Annotated in this window: 10 protein-coding genes, 1 tRNA gene and 1 pseudogene; 8 read left to right on the top strand and 4 right to left on the bottom strand. The window is 70.6% G+C overall.

Annotation, left to right across the window (positions count from 1 at the left end; translation table 11 throughout):
* Nucleotides 1–48: 48 nt before the first annotated feature.
* The 3 genes from AAHZ94_RS04145 to AAHZ94_RS04135 form a co-directional block, all read right to left on the bottom strand.
* Nucleotides 49–4,218 carry an Eco57I restriction-modification methylase domain-containing protein gene (locus tag AAHZ94_RS04145; protein ID WP_349990600.1) on the bottom strand — a complete coding sequence of 1,390 codons (4,170 nt, stop codon included), beginning with the start codon at nt 4,216–4,218 and terminating at the stop codon, nt 49–51.
* Complete coding sequence (locus AAHZ94_RS04140; protein ID WP_349990599.1) at nt 4,215–7,178, bottom strand: DUF8741 domain-containing protein; 2,964 nt, start codon at nt 7,176–7,178, stop codon at nt 4,215–4,217. Before AAHZ94_RS04140 ends, AAHZ94_RS04145 begins: the two co-directional genes overlap by 4 nt.
* Nucleotides 7,179–7,277: 99 nt before the next feature.
* A complete protein-coding gene (locus AAHZ94_RS04135) occupies nt 7,278–12,551 on the bottom strand; it encodes a DEAD/DEAH box helicase (RefSeq protein ID WP_349990598.1) in 5,274 nt (1,757 codons plus the stop codon).
* 246 nt (nt 12,552–12,797) lie between these two features.
* On the opposite strand from AAHZ94_RS04135, the gene AAHZ94_RS04130 reads away from it, so the two are divergent.
* From AAHZ94_RS04130 to AAHZ94_RS04105, 6 genes and pseudogenes are all read left to right on the top strand, one after another.
* Entirely contained in the window at nt 12,798–13,769 is a 972-nt protein-coding gene (locus AAHZ94_RS04130; protein WP_349990597.1) for a serine/threonine-protein kinase, read from the top strand.
* Between the two features lie 280 nt (nt 13,770–14,049).
* A pseudogene (locus tag AAHZ94_RS04125) lies at nt 14,050–14,472 on the top strand (cytochrome P450); the annotation flags it as partial.
* Nucleotides 14,473–14,479: 7 nt separating this feature from the next.
* Nucleotides 14,480–14,932 carry a cytochrome P450 gene (locus tag AAHZ94_RS04120; RefSeq protein WP_349990596.1) on the top strand — a complete coding sequence of 151 codons (453 nt, stop codon included), beginning with the start codon at nt 14,480–14,482 and terminating at the stop codon, nt 14,930–14,932.
* Nucleotides 14,933–15,180: 248 nt separating this feature from the next.
* Entirely contained in the window at nt 15,181–15,489 is a 309-nt protein-coding gene (locus AAHZ94_RS04115) for a hypothetical protein (RefSeq protein WP_349990594.1), read from the top strand.
* A 148-nt stretch (nt 15,490–15,637) separates the two neighbouring features.
* Nucleotides 15,638–16,558, top strand: coding sequence for an MmyB family transcriptional regulator (locus tag AAHZ94_RS04110; protein WP_349990611.1), 921 nt, complete (start codon nt 15,638–15,640; stop codon nt 16,556–16,558).
* A 134-nt stretch (nt 16,559–16,692) separates the two neighbouring features.
* Nucleotides 16,693–17,553 (top strand): oxidoreductase, encoded by an 861-nt coding sequence (locus AAHZ94_RS04105; RefSeq protein WP_349990592.1) that lies wholly within the window; start codon nt 16,693–16,695, stop codon nt 17,551–17,553.
* A 223-nt stretch (nt 17,554–17,776) separates the two neighbouring features.
* On the opposite strand, the gene AAHZ94_RS04100 is transcribed toward AAHZ94_RS04105, so the two are convergent.
* Nucleotides 17,777–17,852: transfer RNA gene (locus AAHZ94_RS04100), tRNA-Arg, on the bottom strand.
* 373 nt (nt 17,853–18,225) lie between these two features.
* Here AAHZ94_RS04100 and AAHZ94_RS04095 point away from each other — a divergent pair.
* Both AAHZ94_RS04095 and AAHZ94_RS04090 read left to right on the top strand, forming a co-directional pair.
* Nucleotides 18,226–20,277 (top strand): GTPase domain-containing protein, encoded by a 2,052-nt coding sequence (locus tag AAHZ94_RS04095; RefSeq protein WP_349990590.1) that lies wholly within the window; start codon nt 18,226–18,228, stop codon nt 20,275–20,277.
* 5 nt (nt 20,278–20,282) lie between these two features.
* Nucleotides 20,283–22,429: GTPase family protein (locus AAHZ94_RS04090; RefSeq protein WP_349990589.1), on the top strand; the 2,147-nt coding region annotated here is incomplete at its 3' end.

The following is a 22,429-nucleotide window of genomic DNA, read 5'->3' as shown; positions in this document are numbered from 1 at the left end:
TCGGGCGGAGCCAGCCCAAGTGGCCGGCTCCGTAAACGTCCTCCCGGTTCAACCCTCGTGGCGGGGGCCGTGGCCCGGCGGTGGGTCCAGCAGGGTCTGGTAAGCGCGGCCGGTCTCGCGGGCTTCAGCCATGCGGTTGTAGATGTCGAGGATGAGATCCCGGGTTCGATAGGTGCCGTGTGCGGCCACTTCGTCGTCCCTGATACGCGAGAAGGAATTCATCACATACTCCAGGTCCTCGGGCCCTAGACCGTAGAGGTGGAAGAAGGCGGCATCCAGCTCCGCGCGCAGCAGCGCTCGTCGCGCTTCGTCCCAGCGGAACGGGCGGCCGCCACCGACCCCGACGGCTGTAGCGAATGGCTCCATGTCGCTTGCAGTGTAGGAGAGTTCAACCACCCTCGCCGCCACCCACTCCGCGACACTTCCGCCGCCCCATGGACACGGCTCATCACCCGATTCAGGTGCTGGTACTGGAAGTTGGTAGGCCGTAAAGAACTTCAGGTGAGTACCGCTGAACTTCTGGCGGGCCACGAAGTCGAGAACGTACGACGACAACGCCGCCTGAAGCAAGGCCGGATTGCCGAGGGACGGAAGCATCAACAACGTGCCATCGGGAACAGCCGTGCGACGCAGGGCTGTATTGATCATGGTTCGACGATCGGAGCTACGACAGATGTCACGCCACCCCAAGAGCCAGTCCTCGTACCACTCCTTGTCTGCCAACCGCGTGGCCACCCCCGGCCACATGATCCGGTTCCCCTTCTTGTCCCGCTTCCCCGAGTCCACATCGAACTCCGGCACCCAATACCTTGGCATCGGCGCGAACTCCGGGTCGTCATGCTGCTCCGGAGTCACCCGAGGCAGTGTCCCTACATTCGCCTGTGCCTGCGTCTGTCCGTCGTAAGTGCCTAGTCGATGATCAAAGTGGTGGAGCATCTTTGCCTCGTACAGGGGCAGGTAGCGACGTCCGTCGGATGGGTGGGTGAAGACGTTCCCCTTCAGCTTCCAGCCTTCGGATTCCAGCTCGTGTCTGCGCCGAAACAGTTTGGAGTCCGAAGCGCTGTTGAACAGCCCCTGCCGGAACTTGAGGCCCCACGGATTGGAACCACCCCGCCCCTTTTCACCCGGCTCCTTGAAGAGGATGGGCACTCGTCCGTAGATGCCGAACGTAATCACCGCATCACGCCGCGTCTCGAACACCGGCAGGTTTCCCGTATTCGGGTTGACCAGAAGGATCTCCTCGACGGGCATGGCGAACCGGCGCGCCGGAAGGTCCTCCATGTACCAGGTGCCGAAGGCGAAGGACGCTTCGCGGATCTGCTCCTCCCGGCCGGCGACGGTCAGCAGTGCGAAACGGACCGAGTGGTGAACGTCCCGGCTGAGCACGAACGCCTCGTTCTTGAAGTCCAGGAACGAGACGAGCCGCTTCGAGCGGACCAGGTCGGAGAAGAACGGCGCGGTCGTCGCGTCCGTGGCAATGCCCGTCTGAAGGACGAGGCCAAACCGCCCCCGAGGCGCGATCCCGTGCGACGCGGCCTCGGCAAACAGCGGGTACGTGTTCAGCTTGCCACGCGCGGCCAGCGGGTAGCGACCGGACCAACGGGCCAGATGAGAGTATCCGTCGGACAGCCGCTTGTCGGCGACGTACTCCTTGTACAGCTCCCGGTCCGCTTTCTCTTCGCTGAGCGCAAGCTGGTCGATCAGTACCTGCCGGGTCGCCTGGTTCGGCGCCTTGCTGATCTCGGGCGCACTGGTTGCGAAGTGCTCCTCTGTCTTGAGTTCAAGGGTTTCCCAAGGCGGGTTGCCCAGCACACAGCTGAACCCTCCCTTCCACCCGGTCCGCTCGTCCACGCCCGCCGCCCCCGGATCGGCCGGCACCCGGAACACCTCCGGGAACTCCAGGTGCCAGTGGAAGAAGCGGTACTCCTTGCGCAGCCGCTTCACCTTCTCCACCGTGCCCGGCGGCAGGCTCGCTCCGCCGTCCGCGGAGTGCAGGGCGAGCAGGGAGTCCGTGGTGAGCGCGGGCGGGAAGGTCTCGTCCGTCCGCTTGGTGCCGTCGGTGCGTTCGGTCTTCTCCCAGACGAACGCCGCGCACCACGCGTCGGCGAGCTCCAGGGCCCGCACGTAGTCCCTGGAGGTGGTGAGCTCGCGGTAGGCGCGGGCCTGGTTCTGGACGTCCTCCAGTTCCTCCGACCGTGCGGTCGTGATGTCCGATGTCTTCGCGCTGATCGCCGCGTTGGAGATCTTCAGGGCATGCTGCTCGGAGAAGAGGGCGTCCTGGTTCGCGTGGTGGCGCAGCGCCGCCAGCCACCGCTCTCGCTCGCTCGCGTTGCGGGCTTTCAGGTTCCTGACGGCCTTGGACTCGTCGCCCTCCAGGACCTTGAACGCCTCGTCGGGGAGACCGCCCGCGAGGAGCTTCGGTGTCGTGCCGAGCAGGCCGTTTCCGTGCTTGATGTGCGCGTCGAGGAACGTGAGCGGGCGGCCTGGCTTCATGGCCTCGATCCACAGGGAGACCTTGGCCAGCTCCACGGCCATCTCGTTGAGGTCGACGCCGTACACGCAGCGGGAGATGACCTCGCGCAGGGCGTCGCGGACGGCCTCGGCGGTCGGTTCCGGGTCGTCGGTCTCGATCTCGGCGAGTCGGCGGGCGATGCGGCGGGCCGCCGCGACCAGGAAGTGGCCGCTGCCGCAGGCGGGGTCGCACACGGTCAGGGCGAGCAGCGCCGCCTTCCGCTCCTGCTTCGTCGTGCCCGAGCGCACGGCCCGCTCGATCACGGGGTCGAGGGCCGAGTCCAGGAGACAGTCGATCAGCGGTGAGGGCGTGTAGTAGGAGCCGGAGGTCTTGCGGTCGTTGCCGTCCAGCTTCTTCAGGACGTATGAGCCGTCCTCTTCCTGGCGAGGTTCGAGTTCGAGCAACGACTCGTAGACCGAGCCTAGTTCGTCCGCTCCCAGGTGCCGGTAGTCGACCTTGCGGGGGCGGCCGAGCTTGGCGTCGAAGATGACGGCGAGGGCGCGCACCGCCTCGTACAGGGACTCGTTGGTGAGAGCGAGTCCATCAAGCCGCTCGTCCACAGGGGTGGGTTCGAAGAGCCCGCCGAGGGCGGGCAGGCCCAGTTCGGGGCGCCCGCCGGGCTTGCCGAGGCCCTTGATGACGAGGGTGAGGGCTTCCCACTGGTCGCTGCGCGGGCTGCCGGAGCGGCGGGCGAGGCGGCGCAGGCGGTCGGTTGAGAAGTACTTCTCGTAGCGGTCGCGTGCGGTCTTGTCGGCGTCCGGGTGCAGGAGCAGGCCGCGGTCCTCGGTGACGAAGAGGAAGAGGAGTCGGTAGACGAGCCGCAGCAGGGCGGGGTGCAGGTCGCGGACGGTGAGCGTGCGGGAGTGCAGCGCCTCGCGCAGCTTCGCGTTGTCGGGGTGGGCGATGAGTCCGCCACCGATCACCGTGAGGGCCTTCTCGACGCCCTTGCGGAGCTCCTTGAGAGCGCGGGTGCCGGAGTCGATGGCCTCCGTGCGCCACTTCTCCAGTGGGCAGGAGGCAGCGGGGTTGCCCTCGAAGCGGGTGCGGTGCAGCAGGCGCCACAGGAGGACGAAGTCGTCGGACCGCTTCCCGGCGAAGATCGCCCGGAGGTCGAACTCGATGAACGCGGCGCCGGTCAGCGACGCGGACTCGCGTAGCAGCCGCAGCTGGCGACCATTGGACAGGACACCCCACAGGGCCCTGTCACCAGAGCGGTTGAGGTACTCCTGCACCATCGACTGCGGGGCCTGCGGCGCCACGTCGGGGGTACGGACATCCAGTGAGACGTTCCAGCCGGTGAGGTGCGCGGGCACGTGCGCCCACGCATGGCTGACCGGGAACTTCTTCGTGTCGTCGTGGGCGGGCAGGCCGGGCTCCGGCACGGTGGACAGCGCGCCGAAGCCGAGCTGCTCGAACAGGGGCAGCAGCCAGCGTTCGGTGGTGAGCCCCACCGCGTGCACACCGCTGTCGTCGTCCGCCCCGTCGCGGGCGAGGGCGTCCTGATAGGCGGCCCAGACACCGCACAGATACGCCCAGGAGCGCTCGGCGGCGTCCCGCACGGACTCGCCCTTGGCGAACAGCCGGTAGTCGGCGGGCTTCGAGCCGGACTGCTCCTTGCCCTCCTTGATACGGACGAGGAGATCGTAGGGCAGCAGTCCACCGACGGTGGCGACGGTGTCGGTGACCAGGGTTCTCGCGGTGCTCACGCGTCGGCTCCCAGCTGGATCGTGGCGGCCGGACGATAGAGGAAGACACCGAGGACGTCCGGATCGCCCTGCGGGACGGCCTTCAGGCCGGCGAGACGGGCCCGGGCGGCGGTGCGGACCCGGTGGTGCGAGGCTTCCAGCTCCTTCGCGGCCGCCTTGGAGCGCAGGCGCAGTTCGTCCATGAGGCCGGCTTTCAGGGCGGCGAGGATCGACGCGATGTGGTCGGTGGCGAAACCCGGGTCGGAGTTTCCGGTGGCGCGGGCCTCCAGGAGGGCCAGTGCCTCCTCGTCCGACAGCCACTGCGGGGCTTCGGGTCTGCCCTGAAAGGCCACCACCCGTGCGTCCTCGGCGAGTTGAGGACGTACGCCACCCTCGCGGGTGGGCAGGCTCAGCTGGAATCGGTGCCGGACGAGGAGCATCGTGGTGGGCCGTCGCACCGCACTCGTACGGATCACGCCGCAGCGGCGGGCCGGGCGCTGCCAGGCCGGGAACTTCTCGTCCAGGGCCGTATCCAGGACGAAGCGGGCGGTCGCGGCCACCACCGGGTCGGTGCGGGTCAGTGCCACCTCGCCGCGCGGAGCGCTCGGCGCGTCGTGGAAGACGACCGGGCGCGGGTGGCGGGGGCCGAGCGCCGCGGTCACGGCGTCGCGCAGGCCCTGCGGAAGCGCGTCGGTGTGGGCGGTGAATCCGCCCTGCTTGCGGTCGACGGGCATCCCGCGCAGTGCGCCGAGCGCGCGGCGGGTGAACTCCCTGACCTCCTCGCCGGTGCCGAGCGCGGCACGGATCTCGGCGACCTCGGTGGCCACGTCCTCCTTCTTGATCCGGTTCTGGGCGTAGAGGGACCGGGACGCCTTTTCGCGCTCGGCGGAGGACTCCCAGGCGAGCTCCAATTGCTCGGCGGCAGGCAGCTGTTCGCGCTCGAACAACCCCTCCTGCTCGAAGGAAGGCATCTCGCCGCGCAGGATCAGCTCTTCGAAGACCGCCTGGATGGCGCTCTCCGCCTGCTGCGGCACAGGGACGGAGATGCCGGTGGCACGGCGGATGCGCTCGTGCTTGCGCAGCAGCACCTTCAGGACGATGTCGTCGACCGGGTTGTCCGCCCCGTAAAGGGTCAGGGCCTTCACGGTGTCGGTGCGCTGCCCGAAGCGGTCGACGCGGCCCTCGCGCTGCTCGTGGCGGGTCGGGTTCCAGGCCAGGTCGTAGTGAATGACGGCGTCGAAGGACTCCTGAAGGTTGACGCCCTCGGACAGGCAGTCGGTGGCCACCAGGACCCGCCGCTCGGGGGCTGGCTCGCCGTTCTCGTCCGCGCCGGTGAGTTCGGCGATCCGGTTCAGGCGCATGTCGGGTGAGAGTTCGCCGGTGATGGAGGCGACCGCCACCGGGTGTTCGGTGCCTCTCCTGTTGAGCACCTTCTTCAGGTGGTCGGCGACGTAGTCGGACGTGGCGATGTAGCGGCAGAACACGATCGGCCGGTATCCGGAGTCGAGGAGGTCGGTCACCGTCGCCACCAGCTTCTTCAGCTTGGTGTCGCGAGTGGGACCGGCGAGTTTGCCCGCGGCCTCGGCCATGGCGACAAGGCGGGCCTTCTCCTCGGCGTCGAGATCGTCGGAGCCGGTCTCCTCGGTCGTGGACGCGGCGGTGGGCAGCAGGCTGCCCGGTACCTCGTCCGCGGACTGACTGCTGTCGGTGTCTGCCGGGTCCGAGACGGTCACCTGCCCGGTGCGGTCCACCTCGTCGGGGGTGTCCGCCTCCTGGACACCGGCCCTGGTGTTCAGCGACCGTACGGCGGCGGCGGGCGAGGAGGACAGGGTGCGCAGCAGCGCCAGGGTCGACCACCAGCGCTGCCGCTGCTGCAACGCCCCGTCGGCGGAGCGCACCGTCTCGCGGGCGTACGCGAGGACCTCGGCGAGCAGGGCGCGGTAGTCGCGATGCAGGGTGTAGGAGACCTCGGCGGTGTCCCGGCTGGAGGGGAAGTGCGCGCCGTCCTGGAAGTCCTCACGGATGTCGGCGCGGCGGCGCTGCACGAAGAACTGGGCGAGCAGCTCACGGCCCGCGCGGGACTCGAAGCCCACGGTGGCGAGGCGGGCGTCGAGCAGCCCGAGCAGCCTTCGGAAAGGCTCCTCCTTGCCGCTGTGCGGGGTCGCGGTGACCAGGAGGAGGTGGCGGTCGGGGACGTCGGCGAGCGCACGCAGCAGCCCGTAGCGCTGCTGTGAGGTACGCGCCGAGACCTGCGCCGTGGAGTCCGCGACACAGGTGTGCGCCTCGTCGACGATCACCAGGTCGGGACAGTTGTTCAGGAAGTCCTCGCGGTGGCGGGGCGACTTGATGAAGTCGGTGGACACGACGTAGGCGCCGTCGGGACGGAACACCGACTGCCCGTACGGTGTCTCGCGCTCAAGGCGGCCGATCGTGGCGGGCAGCACAAGACGCGCGTCGATGCCGAACTTGCCCCGCAGCTCGGCCCGCCACTGCTCGGCGAGCGCCGGGGAGCACAGCACGACCAGACCGCGGGCATCGCCCTGGGCGAGCAGTTCAGCCGCGATGAGACCCGCCTCGACGGTCTTGCCGATACCCACGTCGTCGGCGATCAGCAGCCGCACCGTGTCCTGGCGCAGCGCCATCATCAGCGGCACCAGCTGGTACGGGCGCGGGTCCACGGCGATCGAGGTGAGCGACCGGAAGGGGCCCGCCCCGGCCCGGAACCCGATCCGCAGGGCGGTGCGCAGCAGACCAGCGGTGTGCTGGTCGCCGAGGTCACCGGGCGTAGGCGGGGCGAACGTGGCGGGCATCACGGTCTCCAGGCCCGGCAGCACCCCCGCGATGTCGACATCGGCACCGCCCAGCGGGCGCAGCACGAGGAGGTCCTCGGTGGAGTCCGGCAGCACCACCCATTCACGGCCCCGGGCGTGGACGAGGGAGCCGACGGCGTACTTCGGGGCCGGCGTGGCGGCGGTGGTCATTCGGGCCTTCCGGGTGGATGTGGGCGGGCTTGGCATACGTGCGCGGCGAGGAGAGGCAGCCGTCGGCCGACGTTGCTGGGCGAGGTGTCTGGCCGCAGGTCAGCGGCAGGGCTCGCCAAACACCTGAGGGTACTCGGCGACCTTCTTCGACCAGTCGTCGTCGTAGCGGATGCGGACCACTTCCCAGCCGAAGTCCTTCAGCCGTTCCTCCGCCTCCTCGTCGCGCAGCACGATGTCGTCGTGGTCGTGGTGCGGGCCGTCGACGAAGACCGCGATCGGGCCGAACCCGGTGTCGTACACGAAGTCCGGCTTGGACAGCGCCTCGCGCACCTTGATCTGCTGGTGGTCCGGGAGCCGGTGGCCGTGCGACCTCAGGTACTCGACGAAGCGCTCTTCCAGGGTGGAGTCGGCGCCCTGCCGCAGCGCATCGGCGTGCTTGTCGCGCGAACGGCCCGGGGTGGACTCGCCGACGGTGCCGTCCGCGAACGCCTGGAGCAGGTCGCGCACGAGCTGCCGGTCGATGACGCGGTGGTGACGCTGGTTGGCGAAGGACAGCAGACAGTCGTAGCAGCCCCTCTCGCACGGGTCGCTGTTCGTCTTCTCGTCGCCGCGGTCACGCCCCAGCTGATCGAAGTGGGCGATCTCCAGAGCCCTGCGCGCGGCGCGGGCCAGAGCTCCGGGTTCGGCCTGCAGACGCCGTAGGACGCCCGCACCGCCCTCCGCGCTCTCGATGAGCAGGAGGCGCTCACGCGGCCCGTCGTGCGGCGGCAGCTCCTCGGTGTCGAGTTCGGCGTCCTCCAGCTGGAACTCGGCCTCGATGCCCCGCTCAAGGGCGTACTGGAGGGTGACGGCGGTGTCCCGGTCGACCGGCTCGGCCAGGTGGAGGACGAGAATGTTCCGGGTGTCCTGCACGTAGGGGATCACCGGCATTTTGCGGTGGGTCTTCTCGGCGTCCGCGAGTCCTTCCTGCTCCTGGGGAGTCTCCCTGCCGCCCTTCTTGGCAGCGCCGCCCGCGAGCCACTCGCCCGTCGCCGGGTCCATCCAGAAGCCGATCTCCCCCTTGGCGACGGAGCGGCGGTAGCCGAGGTTGGTGAGCCGGATGGTGGCGCTGTCACCGTACGCCAGCTCGGCGAGGGCGCGGCCGGAGGAGGTCTGCGCCATGGCGCGCAGTGATCCGTCGCGGCCGTCCTCGTGCTTCTTGAAGCGGTAGGAGATCTCCACCTTGTAGCCGGTGCGCTGGCGCTCCTCCTCGTCGGAGGAGATCCGGTCGCGGCGGTGGGTGAAGACGGTGTGCAGGTGCAGCAGCCCGGTCCGCGCGTCACCGAGGCCGCTGCCGCAGCCCATGCAGACGTCCTCGTGTTGCTCCTCCGGGGACAGATAGCCGCAGGCCCCGCACACCTTGGCGCTCTCGGTGGTCAGCTCACCCGCGGTGTCCGGCGGCAGCTGCACCCGGTCCACCTTGTAGCGGCTGCCCTCGTGGTAGATGAGCGCGCCGGGCCCGAACTCGCGGATCGCGATGAACCGGGAGCGCTGCAGGTAGTCGCCGTCGTAGCCGCCACGGCTGGTGCGGCCGGTGCCCGGGATGTACGCGGCGAGCGGCAGCCTGGGGAAGGAGTAGCCCGGCAGGAAGCCCTCGGAGGCGAAGTAGCGGTACGGGAAGAAGTCCGACATCACGGTCCGCTCGCCGCCCTGCTCGTTGCGCAACAGGGCGAGCTGGCTCTCGGCCTGTGCGCGGCGGCGCTTGGCCTGGTCCTTGGAGCGGCCCGTGGCGGTGCGGTTGAGAATGTTGCGGTGCTGGATCTCGCGCTCCTCGAGGGCCTGCCTGAAGAGGTTCTTCCAGCGTCCGCACGCCTTGCGGAAGCTGCCCGGCGCGGCCTCGACGGTCTGCTCCAGCCACCGCTCGTGCCACCAGGACGTGGCGCGCAGCAGATCGCCACAGCCGTCCAGGACGGTACGGGCGCGCGCCAGGGCGCGGCGGCGCGCAGCTGGCTGCTCGATGGCCGTGGCCACCGACGACGCCAGTTCCAGCGAGGGGCGGTCGCCATCGGCATCGATCAGCCGGGCCATGCTGGTGCCGAGATCGAGCCGGGTCTCGGCGAGCCAGATCGCGTGCACGTGGGAGGCGAGCAGATCCTCGTTGGCCAGGTCGAGCCGGGGCGGAGCGACCCGGCCGGCCACCATCTGCTCGCGCCGGGTGAAGTAGTACTGGTCGTGACTGTTGCCGGTGGCGCAGTACGTGGTCACGAGTGCGGGCTGCCCGCTGCGGCCCGCGCGGCCGGAGCGCTGCGCGTAGTTGGCGGGGGTCGGCGGCACGTTACGCAGGTTGACAGCGTTGAGGTTCTTGATGTCGACGCCGAGTTCCATCGTCGGCGAGCAGTACAGGAGGGGTAGCCGGGTGCCCTCGCCGAACAGGTCCTCGCGTTCCTGGCGGACGTCGGGGTGGACCTGGGCCGTGTGCTCGGCGGCGTGGAGACCGGCAAAGGTGGCGGCGATGTTCTGGTAGAGCCGCTTGAAGAAGGCGTTGACGCGGGGGCCGCGCTCGTCGCGATAGGTACGGCGCAGGCGGTCCACGGCGCCGTGGTCGTCGTCGCGGGCGTGCCAACGGATGACGGTGTGGTTGATCCGGTAACCGGGCTCCTCACCCCGCCCTTGGGAGACCTCCGCCAGGACTCCGCCGTCGGCCAGCACACGGAGCAGGTCGCGGATGACGTCCTGGGCCTCGTCGAGGGAGAGTCCCTGTCCCCAGTCGGGGAAGGTGGTGTCCTTGCGGACGTGGCGGCCGAACGCGGTGCGGCCGGTCAGGTTCAGCTCGCTGCGACCGCGCCCGGTACGTCCGGGACGGCCGGGCCGGGCCACGGCGAACTTGGCCGGCGGCGGCGCCGCCTCCGTGTCGGCGATCCCCCACGCGTCGTTGAGCCGCGCCGACTCCTTGCGGAGTTCGGCGAACTTGGCCTCGGTGAAGTAGGGCGTATCCACGGCCCGTTGGCGCCGCAGTTCGTCCATGAGGACCTTGGATAGCCGGTGGCGCGCCTCGGGAGTGGCCGTACGCAGCGGGCCTGCGGCGCCCTGCCACCGGTCCTCGTCGCAGGCGATGGCGTCAAGCCCCCCGTACTCCAGACCGAGCAGCCCGGTCTGTTCCAGGTTGGGCATGGTGACGCGCCAGCCGCGTTCCAGGTCGAGGAAGAGGCGGTACTCGGCGACCGCGACCAGTGCCTCCAGCGTGCTCTCGGCCAGCTCCTGGATCTCGGTCGGCTTGGCCGCGTACTCGTGCGGGGAGAGTCCCATCGCCGCCACCACGTCCTCACCGAGCCGCTTCCAGCGCAGCCCCTTGTCACCGGCGGCGACCATCGCCCGGTACAGGGCGCCGCGCAGCTGCGTGACCATGACAAAGTCGTTGAAGTGCCCCGACTGCAGGCTCGCGTCCTGCCGGTTGTCGACGAAGGTCAGCAACTTCCTTGCGTCCTTGTCGAGTTCGCTCTTAGGGATGCTCTTGAGGTGACGAACGATCGAGGCGCTGATGACGGAGGTGGCGGTCGAGCGGCCCTCCTGGTCGAGGGTCATCAGCTTGGCGAAGTCCCGCTCCTTGACCTGCTCGTAGCCGACGCCGCACTCCAGGCAGAAGAGGAACGGGGCAGGCAGATACGCCGCGTAGACGCCGCCATTCGTCTTTCCTCCTGCGGTGCCGTCCGAGCGCACCCATACCGGCTGCGGCGCCCGCTTCCTGCGGCTCGCGGTGAGCACCGGGGCGCCCTTGCGCTCGTCGAAGGTGAGCCAGCTGTCGGGGAAGCGCCGCTGCTCGATGGCGTCGCCGACCTGTTCCGGCCATGGGTTGACGGCCGAGATGTACAGATATCCCTGCTCCTCGTCCTCGTCCTCGCGCGTACGGAAGGCGACGGAGCCATCGTCTCCCTGGTCCCGGGCGACCATCAGGTACTCCTGCCCGCATTCGCGGCAGAAGGACAGCGGCAGCAGCAGCTTCTCGGGAGCGTTCGGGACACGCTGCTGGTAGGTGCGGGTGATGTGGCGCTCGGCCTCTCCCTCAAGGGAAACGTAGACAGATCCGCCCTTGGACAGGAACTGGTGCAGCCTGAAGGCGAACAGCGGACGGTTGCCCTCCGCGCTGCGGGCGGCCGCTCCCGCCTGGAGGGTGGCCCGGATGGCCTCCGCGCACGCCGTGTACCAGCGTTCCTCCGGGTCGTCTTCCTCGATGCCGAACGCCTCGGAGCGCAGGCGCACCGCAGCGGCCTCCACGGTGAGCGGTTCGGCGCGGACCAGGAGTGTGCTGCCGTCCTCGTCCTCGATCTCGACCAGGCCGAAGGCGGTCTCGATCCAGCGGGCCAGCGGATCGGCGGCCAGCCGCCCGTACTCGACCGAAGGGTTATTCCCCCTCACCCGCGCGGAGAGTTCGGACGGCGTGGGCACGGCGTCTCCGGTCGCCCGCACCAGAGTCTCGCCGACCACGCGCTCCGGGGAGATCTCCGTGTCGAAGAGGGTGGAGGCGACGCGGGCGACCTCACTGCGACGCGCGGTGGGGGTACCCTCGGTGGCCATCGTCGCGGACGTACCCACACACTGCAGGTTGGGCGACTCGCATGCCTCGCGTACCCGCCGCACCAGCACGGCGACGTCGGCGCCCTGCCGCCCCCGGTAGGTGTGCAGCTCGTCAAGGACGAGGAAGCGCAGCCCCTTGGCCGCCCCGATGAGCTTCTCGCGTTCCTTGGGACGGGTGAGCATCAGCTCCAGCATCACGTAGTTGGTGAGCAGGATGTCCGGCTTGGACTCACGGATGGCCTCCTTTTTGTCCTCCCTCTCCTGACCGGTGTAACGGGCATAGGTGACCGGCTCGCACCCCTCGCCGTATCCGGCGGTGAGGAACTTCGCCAGCTCCCGCTCCTGGCTGTTGGCGAGGGCGTTCATGGGGTAGACGATGATCGCCTTGATGCCGGGCGCGGCGCCGGCCTTCTTCTCGCGCAGCACCCGGTCGACGATCGGCACGATGTAGCCGAGGCTCTTGCCGGAGCCGGTACCGGTGGTCAGGACGTACGACTCCCTGGAGCCGGCCGCCTCGATCGCCTCAAGCTGGTGCCGGTGGAAGCGGATCGGACGGACTGAGGCGCCCCGCTCGTCCTTGCCCGTACGGAAGATGTCCGCACACGCCGGGTGCAACAGCCCCCCCGGCCGCGCGAGATCCTCGACCGAACCACCAGACTCGAAGCTCGGATTCAGGGAGAGATAAGGGTCGGGCCACTGGTCCCCGTCGGCGAGCGACTTCGCCACCTGGGCGTCGATGCGGGCGTCGTCGATCACCACCGATCCGGATGTGTACTCCTTGTAGTCCCGGATGAGCCGCTGGTGCACCTTGAAGACGTCCACGTGTTCCCCACTTGTTCCCGAGGCGGTACGGAGCAACGGTAGCCACCCGCCGACCGCGGTGCGCCACACTCCCCTTGATCGCACGTTGCACATCACAACATGCGACTGTGAACTTAGTCAATGAATATTGGTTGCGAGGATGCTAGTTCACGGAACGACGCGCTCATGCCACACTCTGTCCGACGCGCTCACCCGGGCAGGCGCGCCGAGCCTCGAAGACGGACGCGGACGGAGTCGCCCCGCACTATGGACATCGGACCTGTGATCGCCAAGCGCTACCGGATCAAACGGGAGATCGGCTCCGGCGGCATGGGGGTCGTCTGGCTCGCCCACGACGAACACCTCGGCCGCGACGTCGCGCTCAAGACCCTGAACACACTCCCTGGCCTGACTCAGGACCAGCGCGCCCGGGACGCCGAACGCTTCCGACGCGAGGCCCGCGCCGCCGCGCGCCTCGACCACACGGGCATCGCGACCGTCTACGACCTCGGCGAGGAACGCGGCACACGATTTCTGGTCATGCAGTACGTGACCGGCATCGACCTTGAGGACCGAATCGCCGAGCAGGAGCGACTGAGTATCGAGGAAGCCGCTTCGGTTGGGGTGCAGATCGCCTCCGTCCTCGGCTCCGTACACGCTCGCGACGTGGTCCACCGCGACCTCAAGGGCCGCAACGTCATCATCCGCACCGACGGCGTGGTCAAGGTCCTCGACTTCGGCGTCGCCGCTTTCCTGGAACCCGGCACCGCCAAGCTGACCACCACGGGCGAGCGGCCGGGCAGCCTGGAATGCATGGCACCCGAACAGATCCTGGGCAAACCGGTCGACCACCGCACCGACCTGTACGCGCTCGGCTGCCTACTCCACAAGATGCTCGCCGGCGAACCCGTCTTCGAGCACCGCTCGGAACTCATGCTCCCCGGCCTGATCCTCGACCACCCGCCGAGCCCTCTGAGCGACCTGCGTCCCAACATCCCCTCGGACCTGGAAACCCTCGTGCTCGAGCTCCTCTCCAAGGCACCGAACGACCGCCCGGCCCATGCCGGCGAGGTCTGGCGGCGGCTTGCCACCTGGCTCCCCGAACGCGGCGACCCGGCTGCCGCACTCACTCCCTGGGCCGAGGTCGACCCACTGCGCCCTTTCCGTCACCCGATGGGGCCGGATGCGCGTCTGGTCCGCTCATGGGCAAGACTTTCACGACCGGGGCGGTCGGACTGATACCCCCACCCACCAGCCGCGTCCCGGAAGAGCGACGACCGCCGTGCTCTCGACGAGATCGAGACCGTGCGCCGCTTGAAGTAGGGGTGGGAGAGGTCGGCCCGGCCGTCGAGAGGCCGCCCCGTCGGCATCTTCGCCGACATGCGATCCATCGCCACGCGAAGCCTGATCGCCACCACCATCGCCGGCGCCCGAATCACCGGAGCGGCACTGGAGGACATGATCGACGACCTACACGCCTGCCAAACAGGCTTCTACCGGCGGATGTTCATGCCCCCCACTGGACGCACTGCCCACCCTGGGCAACCACCGCTACCGCAAAGCCTGCATCCGCCTGCGCCGCACCGTCGGCCGCGCCGTCACCGGCTACCGCTCCACCGGCACCGACCACAGCGACCTACTCTCCGCGCTGCTCACCGCTTCCGCCACCGAGGACGACGGCCTAACCGACTCCGAACTCACCGACCAGATCATGTCCTTCGCCCTGGGCGGCACGGATGCCACCGCCAGCCTCCTGTCCTGGGCCCTGCATCTCATCGCCCACCACCCCACCACCCCCCACCCCGACACCCAAGCAGCGCTTCAAAACGAAACCGACCACGTCCTGGCGGGCAGCCCCGCCACCTTCGAAGACCTGCCCCGTCTGGAGCTCACCGGCCCCATCATCACCGAAACCCTGCGCCTGTACTCGCCCGGCTACCTCGCCACCCGTGTCACCACCCACGCCACCGAACTCGCAGGCCACACCATCCCCGCCGGCGCCACCCACCACTGCCTACAGCCCCTACCTCACCCACCACCGGTCCGACCTCTACCCCGACCCCGACCGGTTCGTCCCCGACCGATGGAAGAACACCAACACCCCCCGCACCCAGCGAAGCGCCCTGATGCCCTTCGGCGCCGGCGCCCTCAAATGCATCGGCGCAAACTACGCCATCACCGAAGCCACCCTCGCCCTCGCCACCATCACCCGCTGGCACCTGACAGCGCCCCCGGCCCCCGGGTCCGCCCCGCGCTCGGCATCGTCCGCGCCCCACGCGGACTGCGACTCACCCCCACTCTGCGGACAAGTATCCGCTCGCTGGAGTGATAGGCCGCCGCATTGCCGACCACAGGAACCTCGCACCACTGCGGGTGGTGGAACGACGCCACTGGTTACCTGAGGGGGCTGCGGTTTCGTGGTCCCCACCTGGGGGCGAGACGGGCAAAGGTCCTTCCGTGATTGACCGTCCCATCGCCCGCTACTGCCGAGGTCGCCTATCACCCCGCTCTTCCCGATAGCCCCCTACGGGGCGAAATGCATACGATCGGATGAAAGCGAGCTGAGAGATACAATTCCCTCAAGTTGCTTCCGTAAATCCGGATCTGGTTCCGCATCTGGTGCGGACCGCAACTCATGGGGAGCACTGTCATGGCCGACGCAGCCATCGCCCCCTACGCCCAGGTCACCGCCGCGGTGAATGCGGATGGCACGGTCGTTCGTTCCCAGAACGTCACCGAGGTCAAGAAGGTGGGCAGCGGGGAATACCGCATCACGGTCAGCGAGAATGTTCGCTTGGACCGTGCGGTCCCGATCGCCACGCTCAACCGCTCGGCGAACTGGGATGGCGAGATCTTTGTGACCACGACCAGCACCTCCGCCACCGACCACACCTTCCAGGTCATCACCGGCAACGACAAGAAGGCCAGCGGCCAGCCCTTCCACGCTATCGTCCCCTGACGAGTACCGGCCCGCTAACGGCGGGCTGGGGCGAGTACCATGTTCCGGCCCACCGTCGCCTTCGGCAATCGAAGCTCCGCCCCCTTCCTCCGTGTCGCGAAACCGGATGTGGTAGGGACTAACCGGAGCAAGGAAGCGCCTGTTGCCCGTGTCGCCCGCTGCCTCGACGCAGGTTGCTACGACAAGCCTCTATGCGCCCCAACCCCCAGGGCTATTCGTAAACGACTCTGGCTTACCTGGGCCATGCCTTAGATGCGCACGGTGGTTTCGACAGCGATCTGTGCCGCCGCATGCCACCGTGCTGAATCGTTCCCGTTTGCCTGGCGCCCCGCCGGGGGCGCCGCCGTCGCTCTCTTCGGCGTGGCCGCGTTGGTGCAGGTCAGGCCATTTCTGTTCGCTCTTCGCCGGCGCCCACCCGCGGCCACGCCTCGCCGCTCGGCCGCTCCGGCAAGCCCGGCCGCGGACAGCCCGGCGCCGCGCTCGGCCGGCAGCGCCCCGCCGCCGGCCAGAGCGATGCCGGGCCGAGAGGGTGGGTGTGACAGGGCCACCCTCCGTGCGCCGACCGCGCCTACGTTGGTGGTCATGCACACGAAACGGCTCAGTGACTTTCTGCGGGCCCGGCGCGCGGTGGTGCAGCCAGCGGCCCCAGGAGCTGGTGGGCGAACTTTCGGTGCGCAGCGCCGACTTCGCGCAGAGCTGGGCGCGCCACGAGGCACGGGCGAAGACGGCAGCGACGAAACGGTTCCGCCATCCGCTGGTGGGTGAACTCGTGTTGGGCTTCGAGACCTTCGCCGTCAACAGCGCCCCCGGCCAACACCTCGTGGTCTACCGGGCCGCACCCGGCACCGCAGCCGCACAGCCCCTGCCCCTGCTCGGCGCCCCACACTCCCACCTCGCCCACCACTCCCATCCCCCTTTCCCCTCCGCCCCAAGGCGCCCCACTCCAAAAACAACCCACCCCCAGGCACCCCACCCGACGACACCTCGTACGAAGCACCGCGCGCCAGGCCATCCCGCCCCACGCCACCTCACACGAACACAACCCACCCCAAGGCACCTCGCCTCATGACAACCCACCCCAAGGCACCCGACACCAAGACGCCTCACACCAAGCCACCCCACCCCAAGAATCCCCACCCCAAGCCACCCCGCACGAAGGGCACATCCCACATGGCCTCCCCTGACACACCTGACACACCTGACATGCCTGACACACCGGTCTGGTTCATCACCGGCTGCTCCTCCGGTCTCGGTCGGGCACTGGCCGGCGCCGTGCTGGAGCGCGGCTGGCGGGCCGTGGTCACCGCCCGCGACCCCGGCACGGTCGCCGACGTGGTCCGCGGGCACGAGGGGCGCGCCCTCCCACTGCCGCTCGACGTCACCGATCCCCAGCAGATCGCGGCGGCGGTCGCCCGGGCGCAGGCCGTCTTCGGGAGGATCGACGTCCTGGTCAACAACGCCGGCTACGGCTACCTCGCCGCCATCGAGGAGGGCGTGGACGAGGAAGTGCGCGCCCTGTTCGACACCAATGTCTTCGGCCTGGTCGACACCGTCAGGGCCGTCCTGCCCGGGATGCGCGCCCGCCGCGCCGGCCACATCGTGAACGTCTCCTCCATCGGCGGGCTGGCCGGCTTCGGCGCCACCGGCTACTACCACGCGACCAAGTTCGCCGTGGAGGGCCTTTCCGAGTCGCTGGCCGCCGAAGTCGCCCCGCTGGGCATCGGGGTGACGATCGTGGAGCCCGCCGCGTTCCGTACCAACTGGGCCGGGTCCTCCATGCGCCAGTCCGCCACCGCCATCGAGGACTACGCGGCCACGGCGGGCGCTCGCCGCGCCAGCACGCTGGCCAGCTACGGCCACCAACCCGGCGACCCGGTACGCGCCGCCCGCGCCGTCATCGACGCCGTGACGGCCGAGCGGCCACCGCTACGGCTGCTGCTGGGCAAGGTCGCGTACGGCATCGCCACCGCCAAGCTCGACTCCCTCAGGACCGTCTTCGACGACTGGCGAGAGGTCACCCTCGGCGCTGATTTCCCCCCTGCCGAACCGCCCGCGGATCGCTGACCCGCCGGGGTACGGGACGGAGCGAACCTCGCGGGCCCGGGGACGGGCGAACCGCCGGCGGCCGGCACGAGGCATTCGCCACAGAGAATCTGGTACGAGGCATCCGGTACGGGCGAACCGCGACCGAGGCCGTTTCCCGAAACGGCGGGCCCGGCGGCACGGGCGAGCAGCGAGCAGGTACAGCCTGACCTGCAACGACGCAACCCTTGCGGGTGGCCGGCGATGGCGCCCCCGGCAGGACTCGAACCTGCGGCCAAGTGCTTAGAAGGCACCTGCTCTATCCACTGAGCTACGGGGGCCGGTGGTGGCCGCGGACGGCCGGTGAGCCCCAGGTGGTGCGTTCCGACCCTTGGCCGTTGCGCTGGTGGCCTAGCGGGGCGGAACCGTGCCGTTGCCGGGACAAGGATAGGGCTCCTTACGCCTCGTCCCGGTTGCTTCACCTCCGTGGCACGATGTGGAGGTTCCGTGAAGCGATGCCGATAATCGCAGGCAGGTGCGAATCCTGCACGGGTTTTCACGGATCAGAGAGCGGGTGTTGTGCACTCGTTATGCCTGCGACTCAGGCCCCGAGCGCCCCCTGCGCCCCTTCTGCGGTGATCCGGGCGGGTCTCATCGGAGAACAGACGGGGCTATACGCTTCAAAAGCTAAGCAAAATTGGGCATTGTTCCCATGTGGCGACCTTGGACGTACGGCCCCGACTGCTCGACGCGCTGTCCGCACTGCGTGATCGTGTTGACGCCACACGCTTCCCGCTCCCGCTCCCCGGCGTGGCCCGCGCCCGGCGCAGCCGCGCCGAACTCCTCGCTCAGCTCGATGACTACGTGCTGCCCCGGCTGCGGGCCCCCGAAGCGCCACTGCTCGCGGTGGTCGGCGGCTCCACCGGGGCCGGCAAGTCGACGCTGGTCAACTCCCTCGTCGGGCGGCGGGTCAGCGAGGCCGGGGTGCTGCGGCCCACGACGCGTACGCCGGTCCTGGTCTGCCATCCGGACGACCGCCACTGGTTCGCTGACCGGCGGGTACTCCCCCACCTGAGCCGGGTGTGGATGCCCTCCCAGGAGCGGCAGGCGGGGCCCGGGCGGGCACCGTACGCGAGCGCCGCCGGCGGGCTCGGGGCCGACCCCTACGCCGGGCGCGACGCCTCAGGTCGCCGGGGCGGCCACGACGCCATCGGGCCGCACGACGCGTACGGCGCACTCGGCACGCATGACGGGTGGGACGGCTACGGCGGGCGCGGCGTGGCGGAGTACGACGAGTTCAGCGGGGCGGATGAGCTGGGCGGGGTCGGCGAGCTGCGTGGGGCGGAGCGGGGCGGGGGCTGTGGAGCGGAGGCCGATGAGGCGTACGACGCGCTGGTGGACTCGGTGCGGATCGACGTGGACCCGGCGCTGCCGCGGGGGCTCGCGCTGCTCGACGCGCCGGACATCGATTCCCTGGTCGTTGAGAACCGCGAGCTGGCCGCCCGGCTGATCTGCGCGGCCGACATCTGGGTGCTGGTCACGACCGCGACGCGGTACGCGGACGCGGTGCCCTGGCATCTGCTCCGTACCGCCAAGGAGTACGACGTCACGCTGGTCACGGTGCTCGACCGGGTGCCGCACCAGGTGGCGGCCGAGGTGGCCGGCGCGTACGCCGCGCTGTTGGACGAGGCGGGGCTCGGGTGCGTGCCGCGGTTCACCATTCCCGAACTGCCGGAGTCCGTCGCCGGCGGCAGCGGGCTGCTTCCCGCGACGGCCGTGGCCGGGCTGCGCGAGTGGCTGGCGCGGCGCGCCGAGGACCCGGTGACCCGGGCCACGTCCGCGGCGCGCACGGCGTACGGGGCCGTCGCCGCGCTGCGGATCCAGGTTCCGGCGCTGGCCGCAGCCGCCGCCGCACAGCACGCCGCCGCCACCCGGCTGACCCGGCGCGTGACGGAGGCGTACGCGGGGGCGGAGCGGCGGGCGCTGCGGGAGATCGCGCAGGGGGCGCCGCTGGCCGGGGACGCGCTGACGCACTGGCGGTGCCCGCCGTACGACAGTGGCCGCGGCCGGGCCATCGCCTACCACCCCACGCGCAGCCACCATGTGCTCGTCGGGGCGCTGACCACCTCCCTCGGCACCCTGCTGAGCTGTGTCATGGGCGCGGCTGACGCGCAGGTCAGCGCGGTGGAGCGGCAGGAGCCAGCGGCCGGCGCCGCGGTTCGGGGCGGGGTGGCCCGAGGGGCGGACGGGGTGGCTGGCGCGCCGGGCGGTACGGCTGCCGCGCCGGGCGAGCTGGCGCGGGTGCCGGCCGATGCGGTGCTCGTACCGGCGGACGCGGCGGAGGTCGCGGGCCGGGTCGGGGTGTCGGTACGGCGCTGGCGGCGGTGCCTTGAGGAGTTGGCCGAGGCGGCTGCGGCCACCACCGACCAGCCGGAGCCGCCCGATCCGGATGCGGTCGCGGCGCTGCTCGCCATGGCGCTGCTCGGTGGCGAGGGGGCGCGCGCCGCCGATGAAGGGCTCACGGAGGCATTGGGTGCGTCCGGGGCACTGCGGGTGCGGGAGGTCGGCGACCAGTTGCTCGCAGAGTGCGTGCGGCGCGTGGTGGACACGGAACGGGAACGGCTGCTCGCCCCGTTGGTCGCGCTCGACGTCGCACCGGAGCGGCAGGCCGAGTTGATCGCCGCGCTGTCGCTGCTGTGGAAGGAACATCCCCCCTCGGCCGCGTCGCCCCTCATGCGGCACGCAGCGGAGCGAACAGAGAGGTGACCGAGGTGACGACCACCGAGCCCGGCCCGGAGCTGTCCGGCGACCGCGCCCCCGCGACGGGGCCGGACGACGGCGGGACACCCGCCGCGGCGCCCCACCAGCCGGCAACCGACTCCCCCACCGATACCGACACCGACACCGCCCTTGACTCCGGCCTCGAACCTGTCCCTTCCACTGCTTCTGGCCCTGCCCCCGACCCCGAGCCCGAACCCGCCCCTGTCTCCGGACCCGGCTCTGGCCCCGTCCCCGTTGCTGCCCCCGCCGCTGCCGAGGGCGACGTGGCGTCGGCCGGGCCCGGGCTGCCCGGAGCTGGAGCGGCGCTGGAGTCCGACGCGTACGCCCTGGCCCGGGCCGTGGTGCAACCCGAGGCAGAGGGCAGGGGCGGGGGCGGTGGGCACGACGGCCCCCTCCCGCACCCCTCGCACGCGCGCGGGCCCGCGCAGGGACGCCGGTACGGGTACGCCTACGGGCCGGAGCACGGGCAGCGGTACGGGCAGGAGCAGGGGCGGGCCTCCGGGGGAGGCGGCGGGCTGGTGGAGGCGGTGCTGCGGCGGCGGCTCGTGGCGCTGCGGGAGGTCGTGGCGATTTCTCGGACGCGCGTGCCGGGGGCGACGCTGGCCGGCGCCGAAAAGGTGCTGGACGAGGCGGCGGCGCGGGACCGGTACGCCCGCGGGCACACCGTGGTCGCGCTGGCGGGTTCGACCGGCAGCGGGAAGTCCACGCTGTTCAACGCCTTGGTGGGGGCGGAGCTCGCGGCGGCCGGTACGGAGCGGCCGACCACCTGTGCGCCGTTGGCGTGCGCCTGGAGTGAGCGGGCCGACGGGCTGCTCGACCGGCTCGGCATCGACCCGGCCGACCGGTTCCGGCCGGCCGAGACCGACGATCCGGACCTCGCCGGTCTCGTCCTGCTCGACCTGCCCGACCACGACTCGGTCAGCGCAGGTCACCGGGCCCGGGTGGAGCGGCTGCTCGGGCTCGTGGACGTCATGGTGTGGGTGGTCGACCCGGAGAAGTACGCCGATGCGGTACTGCACGAGCGGTATCTGCGCCCGCTCGCCGGGTACGCGGAAGTGCTGGTCATCGCGTTGAACCAGATCGACAGGCTGCCGGGCGACGCCACCGATCAGGTACTGGACGACCTGCGGCGGCTGCTGGACGAGGACGGGCTCGCGCTCGGCGAACACGGCGACCCCGGGGCGACCGTGCTCGCCCTGTCCGCGCTGACCGGCGCGGGCGTCGGCGAACTGCGCGAGACGCTGGAGCAGTTCACGGCCGAACGCGTGGCGGCCGACCGCCGGCTCACCGCCGACCTGGACGCGGCCACGCTCCAACTGCGCCCCGTGTTCCTCACCGACGGCCCGACCGGGCTGAGCGCACGCGCCTGCGAGGACTTCGAGGACCGGCTCGCCGACGCGGCGGGCGCCGTCGCACTCGGCCAGGCCGCGGAGCGCGCCTGGCTCCGCGCCGCAACCCACGCATGCAGCACCCCGTGGTCCCGCCTGGCCAGCCGAACCCCTTGGGCCCAACAGCCTGATCAGCCCCGGCGACCTCGACCGTCGCAGGAATTGCACGAGTCGCACGAGTCGCAGGAGCCGGGCGAGTCGCCGGAGGCGCGGGAGGCATCGCGTACGGGGGCTGAGGTCGGTGGCGGGAGCGGCGACGGGAACGGTGGCGGTACTCGCCCCGCGGACGAGCAGCCCGCCCGCTCCGCGCGGCAGGGCGACGCGCCGGCCGGCGATCAGCCCGACGCCCCGTACGGCCACCGGTCAGGGGAGGCCGGCGCGACGGAGTACGCCGGTGCGGCGGAGCGCGGGGATTCAGCGAAGTACGAAGGCTCGACGGAGTACGGGGATTCAGCGGCGTACGAAGGCTCGACGGGGCGCGGGGATGCGGCGGAGTACGGCGCGGCGGCCGGGCGGGGTGGTTCGGCCGGGTACGGCAGTGCCGCGGAGTACGGGGGTTCGGCGGGGCGGGGCGTGTTGCCCGGGCCCGGTGGGCCGCTCGGGGACGATCGGGCCGCGGGGGCCGTGCGGTCGGCCGCCTCGCTGCCGGCTCCCGCCGGGCCGAACGACCCACCGGCCGGGGCCGCCCCGCCCCCCCGCGCCCGCCCCCCGCGCCGCCCCCCCCCGGGCGGGGGCCGGGCCGGCCCCGG

It is taken from the genome of Streptomyces sp. HSW2009 (assembly GCF_040240285.1).
Classification (GTDB): Bacteria; Actinomycetota; Actinomycetes; order Streptomycetales; family Streptomycetaceae; genus Streptomyces.
This window is presented reverse-complemented; position numbering and strand designations above follow the sequence as displayed.